Here is a 12,867-nt window from a genome sequence, read left to right as displayed (position 1 = left end):
CTCACACCCGGCGAGCGGTCGATGCGTGTACGCGGTTCGAGATCGGTCATAGCGTTGATCACACCTCCTTGGCGGACGGGGTCGGGGTCGATGCGTGGCTTCTCCCGAAACCCGAGGCATGTCGGGACACCACTGCCTTCTCGTGTGTGCCGACCCATCGGCACATCTCCGGATCTGCCGTGTGGACTTCGCCGGAGACCCAGACCCCGTATCGGTCGAAAATGCCGGTCTTGCCGTTCTTGTCCACCTCGACGAACGCGTCGGGGAGCGCCGAATAGATATGGCCGTTGAGTGGATGCCGAAGCTTGAAAACCATTGTTACACCACCTTGTGGAAGGTCAGCGGCAGCGCCTTCAATCCATGAAGGACGAAGTTGGGCAGGTACTTCACGTCGTGCGGGGCACAGTCGAGACGGATGTCGGCGAGCTTCGACAAAAGCGTTTCGACGCCGATCCGCGCTTCCATCCGCGCGAGAGGGGCACCGAGGCAGAAGTGCTCGCCTTTCCCGAACGCGAGATGTTGCCGCGACAGCGCACCTTCGAGGTCGAGGTCGTCACCGGCCGGATAGGCGGACCGATCGCGATTCGCCGATCCGTACACCAGCCACAGGAGCGAGCCGGCGGGAATCACGGTGCCACCGATCTCGACATCCGTGGTGGCGGTGCGGAAGAGCCCTTGCACGGGCGATTCCAGGCGAAGGACTTCCTCCACCAGTGCACGAATCTCGGTGTGGTCATGTCGCACTCGCGCCATGAGGCCCGGATCCGTGACGAGTGTATGCATGACCGCGGCCAGCAGATTGGTCGTCGTTTCGTTTCCTGCGACCAGGAATTGGACGAGCATCTGGAGGATTTCGTTGAGCGTCAACGGTTCCTCGCCGTCCAAACGGGCGTGAACGAGATCTGTGAGCAGGTCGTCTCGTGGTCTGGTGCGCCGATCGGTGACCTGTCCGGTGAAGTAGTCGTAGAACTGGTCGACGGCGGAGAACATGTCTTCGAGTTCGTCATTGGTGAGGTTCAGGTTCCCGGTTCCGACGGTGAACGAATCGGACCACCACTTGAAGGTTTCCATCATGGACTCGGGGACTCCGAGGATGTTGGCGATAACGGTCATCGGAAGCTTGACCGCGAATTGCCGGACCAGATCGACGCGGCCGTCGCCGAGGAAGGTGTCGATCAGGTCGTTGGAGATCGTGTGAACTTCCGGCTCGAGAGTGGCGATCCGCCTGGCCGTGAAGCCCTTGTTCACCAGTTTCCGTTGGCGCACGTGCAACGGCGGATCCGCGTTGAGTAGCACCGCCGATCTACTGATCTCGAGGCGCCGTTCGACGTGGGCGCGCAGGGTGTCGGAGGCCTCGGGGTCGTCGGACATCCTGCGGGCGAGCGGAGTAACCGAGGCCGGCCCACTCGCCATGGCCGAGGAGTACGTCACAGCGTCTCGCAGGACCGACACGACGTCGTCGTATCGGGTTACGACGAACGCGTTGAGCCGCTCGACCCACACGGGCGCCTCTTCGCGGGCCCGCGAGTACGTCGCGTACGGGCAGCGGACAGTCTGCGGATTCAATTCGAACAACCCGTCGAATCGAGTCTCGGTCACAGTCATGCTTCCTCCGTGCGAATGGCGACTACCACTGGCGCCGAGATTACTCTAACGATAGAACATTGACAAGAAGAGTGTTTCGGCATCCCGGGCGGCGGAGAACCGCTGCCACCGCCCCCTTGGGGCCTGCAGCTGTTAGCCTGGTTAGTCTAGAGAGCGATTTTCATCAATCTGAGCATCCGTTGTGGGCTCTGAGACAGATGTGACCGAAGGAGATACGACGGTGGCGCAGAAAGTTGCAAAAAAGAAGAGGACGGCACGCAATGCCGAACTGACGGACGTCGAGAAGCTCGATCCCATGCAGTGGATCAAGTTCTACTGGCAGCAGCAGGCCGACGACGACCCCTATCCGTTCCTCGCGATGAGTTCGGTTCTACGCCTGCACCAGCTCATGACGTCGGTGCTGGAGCAGACACTGAAAAAGGGTTTCGAGATGAGCCTTACGGATTACCTCATGCTCAAGACGCTTCAACTGAGCGACACCGGGACCCGCCTGCTCAGCCGCGTCGCATGGCATCTCCTGGTTCATGCGACGACGGTGACGATCGCGACGGATCGCCTCGAGGCCCGCGGGCTGCTGACCCGGCAAGCCCACCCGAAGGACCGGCGCGCCACGCTCGTCACGATCACGGACGAGGGCCGCGCACTCGTGGACGAGGCCACCGCGGCCTTGAGCGAGGTGGATTTCGGACTTCCCGGTCTGACCCGCGATCAGGCAGAAGCGCTGGTGGAGATCGTGGCTCCGATCCGTAAGGAAGCCGGAGACCTCGACCGCGCCCACTGAGGCGCGGATTCGGCACCGTCGGCGCCGATCGTCGACGGCGCTCGACACCACAGTGGGCACATCCGATGAACCCTGGTGCAGCCGAATGCTTTCAACAAATCCGGGGAGCCCGCGCTCTGCGCACGCGGAGGCACCGGCGGCACGGTTGCGCCGACTGTCGTATGCGTTGATCATGCGACCGCCTTCCACAGTGAGCTCCAGCAGGCAGACGAGCACGCCACCGCGACAGCGGTGGTGACTCGGCTGAGAATTTACTTACTGGAGCATCCCTCCAGTAAGTAACCTGCCGCCAAAGATACCTCATCGTGAGGTGTCCCACAACGGCCGCGAGGCATTTGTTCACCTGCTGTGGAGAAGCATGCCGAGCGAGCAATGTGCGTTGTCAACGGCGGTCGTGCTGAAAACCGAGGCGAGCGACGAGACCGCTTGCGCATGCCGGGGCGTCAGAAGGCGTGAGAGTGCCTCCGAGGATGCCGCGAGCAAGTTCGCCGAGAACAGCCACGATTGCGGCGGCGACCACGCTGCGTTCGAGGTCGTCGATGCCGTCGTCCCATGAATCCAGGAGGCGGTTCGCGACGGCTTCGGCGATGACCGCCTCACTCTCCCGCCGCCTGGCCTCGACGGCCGGCGTCACACCCGCTGCGACGACGTAATAGAGCTTTGCGCGTCTCGAGTGGCGGTCTCCGAGCCATTCGAGGAACCGCCCGGCCAGGAGGTCGACGCGTTCGTGGGGGCCGGAAACAGGCACTGCGTTCTCCACCAACGCAACCAGCGCTTCGCCCACGTCTCCGGTCAACTGCTCGAGGACCGCATCCTTGGACGAGAAGTGGTAGTAACACGAAGAGGTCGACATCGCGGCGCGTCGAGCGATTGAGGCCATCGACGCGCCGGAGTAGCCTTTCTCCGTGAATTCGGTGAGCCCGGCCTCGAGCACGACGTCACGTCGCGACGGTCGATGAGCCGATCGTGCCTGCGCACCTGTGCTCATCTCGCCAATCCTTCCACACCCGCATGATCGGTACCCCGTGACGACGACAGACACACCCCGCCCAGCACATCGCCCGTCGAGACTCCCCGAGGTCGTGGAGGCCGCGGTACGCGTCTTCGGACGCAGGGGGCTCAGCGCCGTGACAATGGATGAGATCGCGGCCGAGTGCGGGGTGGCGCCGAGCGCCGTCTACTACCATTTCAGCAGCAAGGACGAGCTGTTCCACGCCGCCTTCGACGCGGTTCGCGACGATATCCAGACGATCACCGGCGGCGACGGATCACCCACAGCCACATTGCGTCAGGTAGTCACCGGCGTCTTCCGCTGGGCGCAGGAACACCCTGAGCGGGCGAACCTCTTGTGGGTCTACTCTGCCGGGGCGACTCCCGCGATGGCCGAAACGTGGGAGTCGTTCATCGACGGCCATGTCGACAACTTGTTCCGATATGCTCCCGACACGGTGGCTCGGCCGATTCGGGCCGACGAACTGTCCCGCCGCGCGGCGCGTGCCGGGGTCGTTGCCGGCAACACGATCGCGCTCGACTGGATTTCAGGTCGCAGGTTTGCAGGCGTCGACGCGGACCGACTGGCAGAGAGCGTTGCATCGATGCTGGAACGGATGTTCACACCACCCGGGCAAAGCGGGGCGACCTGACAACCCGTGTTCGTCGTCAGTCCGTCCGAATCGCTAAGGCCGCGCGGGCGCCGCTTCGTCGTCCCGGCTCCAGTAGGGTGCGCGCAACGCCCTCTTGTTGATCTTTCCTACCGCGCTGCGATGAAGGGTCTCGACGAACTCGACGGACCGGGGGCACTTGTAATGCGAAAGCCGGTCCCGGCAGTAGGCGAGGACTTCGCTCTCCGTCAGGCCCGGATCGTTCCGCACGACCAGTGCCAGTAGCTGCTCCCCCATCTGCTCGTCCGGGATTCCGATGCATGCCACTTCGGCGATCCCGGGATGGGCGGCCAGGACCTGCTCAGACTCGGCGGGGTAGATGTTCACTCCTCCCGAGACGACCATGTCCGAGAAGCGGTCCGTGATGTAGACGTACCCGTCTGCATCCTGGTATCCGATCTCGCCCAATGTGAAAAGTCCCGGCTCGAGGTGCGCGTCCGCGTTGGACGCGTTGTGGTAGACGACGCCGCGGCCTGTCGCATCGCGGAAGTACAGGCGGCCGGTGACTTCGGGCGGTACCGGCTCTCCGTCCGCGTCGACGACCACCACTTCGAAGGGCGAGACGGGCCTGCCGACGGATCCGCGGTGCTCCAACCACTCCTCGGCGCTGATACGGCAGACCGTGCCGACCTCGCTGGCGCCGTAGCTTTCCCACACGACCGGTCCCCACCAGTCGATGATTGCGGCCTTGACGTCCGTGGGGCATTTCGCGCCGACCTGCTGCACGAAACGCAGCGACCCGAGATCGTACTTCGACCGCACCTGGTCCGGCAGCGCGAGAATCCGTTGGAAGTGTGTCGGAACCATGATCGAGGAGCCGATCCGGTCCCTTTCGATCGCCTCGAGCACAGCTTCGGGATCGAACTTGGGCAGCACCGTGACCGGAACGCCGGCCAGGAACAGCCGGGTCCCCACCAATGGGCCGCTGTGATACAGAGGCCCGACCACGAGGTGTCTCCCGTGTTTGACCAGGGAGTTTTCACCGAGCCGCACCAGGTGTTCGGCGATATCGGCGCCACCGGCGAAGGCAGTGGGCGGCAGTTCGGTGCCCTTGGGCCGTCCGGTCGTGCCCGAGGTGTACACCAGCGACGGCAGAGGCGTGAGGTCGGTTCTCGGCTCCACGTCGGACGCGGCGCTCAGCCACTCGTGCCATCGATGAATTGCGGGATCCACGGTCTCCGGAACGTCGCCCCAGACGATGATCGTCGCGATGCCCGCCGCTTCTGCCGCGGCACGGCCGCGCTCCAGCGTGTTGGCGTCGACGAATGCCACGGATGCGCAGGAGTCCTCGAAGATGTAGGCCGCTTCTTCGGCTGTCAAGTGGAAGTTGACCGGGACGGCCGAAGCGCCGGCAAGGGTGATGCCCCCGTATGCAAGGACGGCTTCGGTGGAGTTGCCGGCGAAAACGGCTACGCGCCGGAGCGTACCGAGGTCGAGCGTGTTCAGTCCGTTTGCGATCCGCCGCAGAACCGTGTGGGCCTGGTCCCAGGCCATCTCGGTGTCGCCGCAGCGCAGAGCAGGCTGCGCTCCACCATCCTCTGCGTTTCGCGAAGCAAACGTCATCAGCGCACACTCCTTCTTTCGATCATTGGGAACGGCGCCACGCCGGGAACTACACCGGCGCGGAGCCCACAACTTACTCTAATAAACAACTATCGAGGAAGCAACGTAGTACGCTACGATCGAGACGCACCGAGCCCGAGTGCACGACGTCATCGACGCCACGACTCGCGCACATTCTGAGCGCGAGGTCACCGATGACCGAATTTTCTCGTCGAGTCGAAAGGCTGAAATGGCGGACTACAAGACCGTGAGACTGTCGAAGGACGGTCACGTGGGCGAACTGCAACTGTGCCGTCCCGATGTGCTCAACCGCTTCGACAGCGACCTCCTGGGCGAACTGGGTGGGGCGCTGAGCGAACTCGGGAGGGATCGCGACGTCCGCGCGGTGGTACTCACCTCGACGGGGCGGCACTTCTCCGCCGGAGGAGACACCGAGGCCATGCTCGCGGCCAACAGCGATCTCCGGGTTCTCATGGAGCAGGTCGACGACGGCCGCCAGTTGTTCCGGACTTTCGCCGACTTCCCGAAACCACTCGTGGTCGCCCTGCACGGGCATGTGTTCGGCGTGGCCACCAGTTTGATCCTGACCGCCGACGCGATCGTGTCCACCCCGTCGGTCCAGTTGTCCGACCCGCACGTCCAACTCGGGCTCGTGCCCGGAGACGGCGGCTGCGTGACCTGGCCTGCCAACTTGCCGATGGTCCGCGCGAAGCGGCACCTCCTCTGGGGTGAACCACTCCTCGCCGAGGACGCATACCGGCTGGGCATGGTGACCGAACTGGTCGACTCCGCGGACGAAGTGGTGCCGCTGGCGCGGTCGCTCGCCGCGAAAGTCGCCGAACTTCCCCCGGCCGCAGTCCAGCTCACGAAGCGAGCGCTGAACAAGGGTATGCACGCGCGCATCGACGAGGTCTTCGATACCGCCTTCTACCTCGAAGCCATCAGCGCTTCCACCGACGATCTTCGCGAAGCAGTGAATGCCTTCAAGGAAAAGAGGCCAGGAACATGGCAAGGACGATGACGAACACCGACAGCGCCGAGCGCGACACGCTCGAGCAGGTGTGGGGCAACGACGTTCGTCCGGCCGACTACGCGGGCCATCCCGGGCTGCTCTACGAGCCTCACCCGCGTGCGTTCGACGAACTCCTCCTCGGCACCGAGCGGTGGAGCACTCGCACGTATCTGGTCCAGGGTGACCGTCGCATCACCTTCCGCCAGTTCTCATCCGCGATTACGCCTGCCTGCAAGCACTTTGCCGACCTCGGCGTTCGTGAAGGCGACCGGGTCATGCTCCTCGCCTACAACAGCCCCGACTGGGTTCTCGCGCTGTGGGCGCTGTGGATGATCGGCGCCGTGCCGGTGCTCGGCAACAGATGGTGGAGTCCGCACGAGATCGACAACGCGGTGGACGTAGCGTCACCGCGATGCATCGTCACCGACATGCCCCAACTGCCGGACTCGGTGACCGTACCGACGACACCGGTCGGAGACCTGCGTCGGTTCTTCGAGGCAGGCGACTCGGAATTGTCGCCCCGCCGAGAAGACATCATGCGGGGCGACGAGGACGCGCCGGCACTCATCCTGTTCACCTCCGGCAGTTCGGGCATGCCCAAAGCTGTTGAGCTGTCGCTTCGTTCCGTCATCGCCAATCAGCACAACCTGCTGCTGCGCTCGCGCCGGCTCCCTCAGCACGTCCCCGACGAAGCACCGCAGGCCTCGACCCTCGTCTGCACCCCGTTGTTTCACATCGGTGGAATCTCCAACCTCGTCACCCAACTGATCAACGGCGGCAAAATCGTCCTCAACGCGGGCCGCTTCGACCCGCACCAGGTGCTCACGTTGATCGAGCAGGAGAAGGTGCAGAGCTGGGGCGGTGTGCCCACGATGGCGAGCCGAGTACTCGAGCATCCCGATTTCGACTCGTTCGACCTGTCGAGCTTGCGGTCGTGGCCGTTGGGCGGCGCCCCGGTGACCCCGGGGCTTCTCGAGCGAATGCAGCGGAAGCTGCCCCAGCTTCGGGAGCGGGGGCTGGGCAACACCTGGGGGATGACCGAATCCGGCGGATTCCTGACTGTCGCAGGTAACCGCGATCTCGAACGGTATCCCGGCACTGTGGGCCGCCCCTATCCGGTTGTGGAACTCGAGATCCTCGGACCGGACGAGCGGGGCGTTGGCGAGATCCTGGTTCGCTCCCCAACGGTGATGCTCGGCTACATCGGCATCGACGACGGAACCGTCGACGCCGAAGGCTGGCTTCACACAGGAGATCTCGGGCACACCAACGACGAGGGCTACCTGTTCCTCGACGGCCGAAGCAAGGACATCGTCATCCGCGGGGGCGAGAACATTGCGTGCGCCCACGTCGAGGCTGCGCTGGCCAGTCATCCCGATGTCATCGAGGTCGCGGCGATCGGTCTTCCCCATCCCGACCTCGGGGAGGAACTGGCAGCCGTTGTCGTGTTCCGACCCGGAAGCACTGCTCCCACGTCCGAATCACTGCGCGCATTCCTGACCGGCACGCTGTCGTACTTCGCGATTCCGACTCGGTGGCAGTTCCAGGACACCCCACTTCCCACCCTGGCCGGCGAGAAGACCGACAAGAAGACTCTCGTCGCCCAGTTCCCGACCGACAATGACGAGCGAGGCTGAATCACCGTGGTCCGTCTGACACCGCCCGACGAGTACTTCACCCATCAGGTCTCGTACCCCCACGCGATGGTGGGATCGAGTGATCCCAGCTGGCGCGAGCGGTACTGGATCAGTATCCAGGACGTCGAGAACAAGGACACCGTTCTCAGCATCGGGATCGGGCAGTACCCGAATCAGGATGTACAAGAGGCGTTCGTTGCCCTGTCCTGCAACGGAAAACAGCACAACCTGAGGCTTTCCCGGGCGCTGGCACCCGAGAGTCACGTCATGAAGGTCGGTCCGCTGACCATCGAGGTGATCAAACCCCTCGAGGAACTGCGTTTGACGCTCGAACCGAACCCGTCCGGGATCGAGTTCGACATCACGTGGTCCGGACGAATGGAGCCCACACTCGAGGGTCGCCATTTCCAGGTCAGTCGCTCGAAGGTCACCTACGACGCCGTCCGGTACGTCCAGGTCGGCCGTGCGGCAGGCAGCCTGACCGCGCCCGACTATGCGGCCACGCTGACGCCCGAGACGTGGTGGGGCGAGCGCGACCATTCGTGGGGAACCCGGCCGCTGCCGCGCGCGCAGGGTGCGCCTCCCGGGGAACGCCCCGAGTGGAAGATGCTGATGTTCTGCCCACTTCAGCTACCCGACTTCGGTCTCCACTTCTACTACTACGAGGCAGAACCCGGTCGGCCGGTGCACCTCTCGGCGGCGTTCTCGCGACCGATCGGCGGACCGGAGGGAGATCAGGACGAGCTGATCGTCGGGGTCGACCACGATCTGCGCTGGGTGGAGGGAGCCCCGGCCGCCACTCTGGCCGGGGGTCGCATCACCCTCACACTGGACAGCGGCAAGAAGCTCGAATTCGAACTGACCGCCCACCCCGGCCGCGCGCATCTGCGCGGCGGCGGATACGAGGGCTGGAACGGCTGGTACCAAGGACATTGGAAGGGCGAGAACAGCCTCGAACACGAGGTGTGGGATCTCGACGACAAGGACAACTTCTACCGGTACGCGAAGGCAGGCAGTGACCACCTCGTGGAGGTGCGGCACAACGGCCAGGTCGGGTACGGCGTGATGGAGTACATGGTGCTGCCCGGTTACGCGCGGTACCCGGAAGCCATCCCCCCGAAGCCCGCGAAGGCGAAGGCAAGCGATGAGTAGCGCCGTGTCCACCGAGGAACTGACGATGCCGGAGTTGACCGACGCGTTGCGCGTCTTTCTGAGCCGGCACCTTGCTCCCGGTGCCGACCCCGAGATCGTGGCGCTCTATCGCGCCGGGACCGGAAGTTCCCGGGAGAACTGGCCATTCGATGCCACGTGGACCGAGTCCGGGGAACGATCGACTCATCGACTCCTGATGCGCCGGGATCCGACGAGCGCAGTGGTGGACACGGCCAGAAGCGCCGAGTTCCATCTCCTCGCGGCGCTGGAAGTGACCGCGATTCCCGCGCCGCGGGTGCGCTGGCTCGACGACGAGGGCGCGGACCTCGCCCGGCCGACGATGATCGGTGACCGCTACGACGGCAAGGCGCATCGCGGTGTTCTCCGGGACAAGAATCCTCTGCACCTGACCGCTGGGCAGCAGCTGACGCTGGCTCAGGACATGTGCGATGTTCTGGGGCGGCTGCATTCGCTCGACATCGACGAACTCGGATTGCGGCAGATTTTGCCGGTTCCGGCGAGTTCGCCGGCCGAACACGAACTGGAACGGTGGATCGGCGAGCTCAGCAGCAACGAACTCGAACCACAACCGGGCCTGCGCCTGTGCGCCGAATGGCTTCGGGACCATCTTCCGGCCGCTCCGGACCGCCTCGTGCTCGTCCACGGCGACTTTCGTCCGGCAAACGTGCTGGTCGACCAAGGCGAATTCGGTGTCCTCCTCGACTGGGAACTCGCCCGCCTCGGCGACCCCCTCGACGACCTCGGGTGGTACACGACCCCGCTGTATCGCGGCGAACACTTCATTCCCGGCCAGTGGACCCAGGAGGAATTCCTGGCGCGGTATACCGCCCGAACCGGTATCGACGTATCACCGGCAGCGCTGACCTTCTGGCAGATCCTGTCCACGTTCCGTCTGGCGATCATCGCGCTCAACGGTGTCCGCAATTTCTGCGAGTTGGGATCGGACAGGCCGGCGGCGCCCGTCGATGCGCTGATCGCGAAGGTCGTCGACCAGGTACTCGCGGCGGAGAAAGGCTGAATCATGCGCCCCGCACCACAAGAGATCATCTCGGGAATCTCGAGGATCCTGAAGGAAACCATCGAACCTCAGCTCACCGACGAGCACGCCCTCAGCAGGCTCCGCGAAATCAGGTCTGTTCTCGCACAGGTCGATTGGAACGACACCACGACGAAACTCGGCATCGAGACGGAGTCGATAGCTGCCGTACTGGAGAATTGGCGCGGATGGGCCGAAGCCGACGACGCTCGGGCGGCCGAGTTCGCCACCCAGCGCACTCGACTCGACGAGCTCACCGACGAGTCTCGTCGATCTCCTCGCTACGAAACCTTCGCCGCCCTCGATGCTCGGCATGCGCGGTACGGACAGCTGGTCGTCGACGTCTCGAGTGCCACCTCCCGGTGGGCCCGGGGCGGGGACGGCCGCGCCGAGTCGGCGGAGCCGATCCTGCACAGCCTCCGGCAGCACTACTCCAGTCGACGCGGCTGACCTCCGCCGCTCGACGAGCGGCGCGAGCGAGGCACCCGAGAAACCAGACGCAACAGTGGAGCATCAGGAGAAATGCCGTGACACATGACGATATTGCGGTGCAGGAGACCTCCACCCTCACGGAGGCCTTTCTTCACACCGTGGAGACCTGCGGCGAGCACCTCGCATTGACATGCGGAGCCAGCAGGCGGGACCTGACGTGGGCGGAATACGGACAGGAGGCCGCTGCGCTCGCGGACGGCTTCTCGTCATCGGGCATACGCGCCGGCGATCACGTCGTCCTCATGTTGACCAATCGGGCCGAGTTCTATCTGATCGATACCGCCCTGATGCTCATCGGCGCCATACCGGTGTCGGTGTACAACTCGCCGTCGATCGACCGGCTGAGCTACATCTGGGGGCATTGCGCTCCGGTCGCCGTTGTCGTCGAGGACGACCTTCAGCTCGGTCGGGCACGCGCCGCCGAAGCGAGCAGTAACTACCGTCCCCTGTTGATCGCGGTCGAAGCCGTGTCGGCGGACGACGACGTCGTCATGCTCGCAAGTCTCCCGGTGCGATCGCCGACGACTGTGGCGGAATTGTCGAGCCGACGCAGGCCGGACGAGATTGCCACGATGTTGTATACGTCCGGCACGACGGGGAACCCGAAGGGTGTACCACTCACCCACCGCAATCTTCTGTTTGCCGCTCGAACCCTCACGAGCCGGATGGGCATCAGCCTTCGCGGCCGCCGCCAGCTGTCGTACCTTCCGATGGCGCACATCGGTGAACGATTGGCGACCCACTACGTGCACCTGCTTCAGGGCAGCACGGTGACCTGTTGCGCAAACCTCGAATTGTTCCCGGAGCTTCTGGCCCGGACCAAGCCACACATGCTGTTCGGGGCGCCGCGCATGTGGGAGAAGCTTTACACCCGCATGCAGGATTTGTCGGCGGCGGATTCCACCGTCGGTCCGACCGCCGCGGCTCCCGGCCCCGGCGACGCCCTCCAGCGTCACCTGGACACGCTGGGACTCGGGCAGATCGACATCGCGATCGTGGGCTCGGCCCCCCTTCCCCGGCACATCCAGGAATTCTGGCTTGCTGCAGGCATACCCCTGGCCGACTGCTACGGCCAGAGCGAGACCTGCGGAGTAGGGACCTGGGACCCCAATCGACCCGTACTCGGGACGTGCGGAAAGCCTTTCGACGGAGTCGAGGTCACCATTTCCGATCTCGGCGAGATCCTCATACGGAGTGAAGCCGTGTTCGCCGGTTACTACCGTGACGAGGCCCGAACGCGGACCGTCCTCGACAACGACGGCTGGTTCCACACGAACGACCTCGGCTCGATGGACGCCGACCACAATCTGATCATCCGAGGCCGGATGGACGACCTGCTGGTGCCCACATCCGGGCACAACGTCAGTCCTGCACCGATCGAAGCGCGGCTGCTGCAAATTCCACTGGTGAGCCACGCCGTGCTGTGTGGCAGCGGCAGGCCGTACATCGCGGCGCTGCTGGTGCTCGACACTGACGCCGTCATGAAGTGCGCGGCCGACCTCGGAGTCGCGGAACGGTCGCCGGCGGAGCTCACTTCCGACCCGGCGGTTCGCTCGATCGTCAGCCGTCACCTCGACGACATCAACGCCGGACTGCCGGGAGCGGAGAAGATCAAGTCGTTCGCGCTCGTGTCCGCGGAGAGCGAGTGGGACCCCGACTCCCCGTTGGTCACCGCCACGGGAAAGATTCGGCGGAACAACATCTTGCAGCGATACGCCGAGACCATCGAAGCGATGTACGTCTGACTCGACGCTCCACATTTCTCCCCTACGGTGTTTCCGCCGTAGGGGAGAAATGTTGCGCCGACCCGGCCAATGGTTGAAACCGGGCCCCACCCCGAGGGTGGGTATCGTGGAGGATCGCCCCACGCGTCTGATGGTTGCCCGGAGATCGGAAATCCCCGTGCG

The 12,867-nt window shown here is 64.5% G+C and carries 12 protein-coding genes; 8 read left to right on the top strand and 4 right to left on the bottom strand.

Annotated features, from left to right (window positions below):
* Positions 1-58: 58 nt before the first annotated feature.
* Together JWS13_RS27105 and JWS13_RS27100 are read right to left on the bottom strand one after the other, a co-directional pair.
* Positions 59-316, bottom strand: coding sequence for a hypothetical protein (locus JWS13_RS27105; protein ID WP_206008415.1), 258 nt, complete (start codon positions 314-316; stop codon positions 59-61).
* Between the two features lie 2 nt (positions 317-318).
* Complete coding sequence (locus JWS13_RS27100; protein ID WP_241032321.1) at positions 319-1,605, bottom strand: cytochrome P450; 1,287 nt, start codon at positions 1,603-1,605, stop codon at positions 319-321.
* Positions 1,606-1,825: 220 nt separating this feature from the next.
* Between JWS13_RS27100 and JWS13_RS27095 the strand changes: the two genes are divergently transcribed.
* Complete coding sequence (locus JWS13_RS27095; RefSeq protein WP_206008414.1) at positions 1,826-2,386, top strand: MarR family winged helix-turn-helix transcriptional regulator; 561 nt, start codon at positions 1,826-1,828, stop codon at positions 2,384-2,386.
* Between the two features lie 382 nt (positions 2,387-2,768).
* Here the strand turns inward: JWS13_RS27095 and JWS13_RS27090 are convergent, their stop codons facing one another.
* Positions 2,769-3,374, bottom strand: coding sequence for a TetR/AcrR family transcriptional regulator (locus JWS13_RS27090; protein WP_206008413.1), 606 nt, complete (start codon positions 3,372-3,374; stop codon positions 2,769-2,771).
* Between JWS13_RS27090 and JWS13_RS27085 the strand changes: the two genes are divergently transcribed.
* Positions 3,367-4,029 carry a TetR/AcrR family transcriptional regulator gene (locus JWS13_RS27085; RefSeq protein ID WP_338050678.1) on the top strand — a complete coding sequence of 221 codons (663 nt, stop codon included), beginning with the start codon at positions 3,367-3,369 and terminating at the stop codon, positions 4,027-4,029. The two genes, JWS13_RS27090 and JWS13_RS27085, sit on opposite strands and share 8 nt — an antisense overlap.
* A 33-nt stretch (positions 4,030-4,062) precedes the next feature.
* On the opposite strand, the gene JWS13_RS27080 is transcribed toward JWS13_RS27085, so the two are convergent.
* Entirely contained in the window at positions 4,063-5,610 is a 1,548-nt protein-coding gene (locus tag JWS13_RS27080; RefSeq protein WP_206008411.1) for an AMP-binding protein, read from the bottom strand.
* A gap of 271 nt (positions 5,611-5,881) precedes the next feature.
* Here JWS13_RS27080 and JWS13_RS27075 point away from each other — a divergent pair, with 271 nt between their 5' ends.
* From JWS13_RS27075 to JWS13_RS27050, 6 genes are all read left to right on the top strand, one after another.
* Positions 5,882-6,631: an enoyl-CoA hydratase/isomerase family protein gene (locus JWS13_RS27075; RefSeq protein WP_241032319.1), complete on the top strand. Its 750-nt coding sequence runs from the start codon at positions 5,882-5,884 to the stop codon at positions 6,629-6,631.
* The gene (locus JWS13_RS27070) at positions 6,628-8,259 is read left to right on the top strand and encodes a class I adenylate-forming enzyme family protein (protein WP_206008409.1); all 1,632 of its coding nucleotides are present in this window, start codon (positions 6,628-6,630) and stop codon (positions 8,257-8,259) included. Before JWS13_RS27075 ends, JWS13_RS27070 begins: the two co-directional genes overlap by 4 nt.
* Positions 8,260-8,265: 6 nt before the next feature.
* Positions 8,266-9,411, top strand: a complete 1,146-nt coding sequence (locus tag JWS13_RS27065) for an Rv3169 family protein (protein ID WP_206008408.1) — start codon at positions 8,266-8,268, stop codon at positions 9,409-9,411.
* On the top strand, positions 9,404-10,450 hold the full coding sequence (locus JWS13_RS27060) for a phosphotransferase family protein (protein ID WP_241032318.1): 1,047 nt from the start codon (positions 9,404-9,406) through the stop codon (positions 10,448-10,450). Before JWS13_RS27065 ends, JWS13_RS27060 begins: the two co-directional genes overlap by 8 nt.
* Before the next feature lie 3 nt (positions 10,451-10,453).
* The gene (locus JWS13_RS27055; protein WP_206008407.1) at positions 10,454-10,918 is read left to right on the top strand and encodes a hypothetical protein; all 465 of its coding nucleotides are present in this window, start codon (positions 10,454-10,456) and stop codon (positions 10,916-10,918) included.
* A 77-nt stretch (positions 10,919-10,995) separates the two neighbouring features.
* Positions 10,996-12,705 carry an AMP-dependent synthetase/ligase gene (locus JWS13_RS27050; RefSeq protein WP_206008406.1) on the top strand — a complete coding sequence of 570 codons (1,710 nt, stop codon included), beginning with the start codon at positions 10,996-10,998 and terminating at the stop codon, positions 12,703-12,705.
* Positions 12,706-12,867 lie beyond the last annotated feature (162 nt).

It is taken from the genome of Rhodococcus pseudokoreensis, from assembly GCF_017068395.1.
In the GTDB taxonomy this organism is placed as follows: domain Bacteria; phylum Actinomycetota; class Actinomycetes; order Mycobacteriales; family Mycobacteriaceae; genus Rhodococcus_F; species Rhodococcus_F pseudokoreensis.
Note: the sequence above shows the minus strand (reverse complement) of the source record. Positions and strands in the feature narration are given on the sequence as shown.

Coding starts and splice junctions, on each gene's coding strand:
- JWS13_RS27080 (WP_206008411.1), bottom strand. CDS start 5,610: ATGACGTTTGCTTCGCGAAACGCAGAGGATGGTGGAGCGCAGCCTGCT.
- JWS13_RS27090 (WP_206008413.1), bottom strand. CDS start 3,374: ATGAGCACAGGTGCGCAGGCACGATCGGCTCATCGACCGTCGCGACGT.
- JWS13_RS27100 (WP_241032321.1), bottom strand. CDS start 1,605: ATGACTGTGACCGAGACTCGATTCGACGGGTTGTTCGAATTGAATCCG.
- JWS13_RS27105 (WP_206008415.1), bottom strand. CDS start 316: ATGGTTTTCAAGCTTCGGCATCCACTCAACGGCCATATCTATTCGGCG.
- JWS13_RS27055 (WP_206008407.1), top strand. CDS start 10,454: ATGCGCCCCGCACCACAAGAGATCATCTCGGGAATCTCGAGGATCCTG.
- JWS13_RS27060 (WP_241032318.1), top strand. CDS start 9,404: ATGAGTAGCGCCGTGTCCACCGAGGAACTGACGATGCCGGAGTTGACC.
- JWS13_RS27070 (WP_206008409.1), top strand. CDS start 6,628: ATGACGAACACCGACAGCGCCGAGCGCGACACGCTCGAGCAGGTGTGG.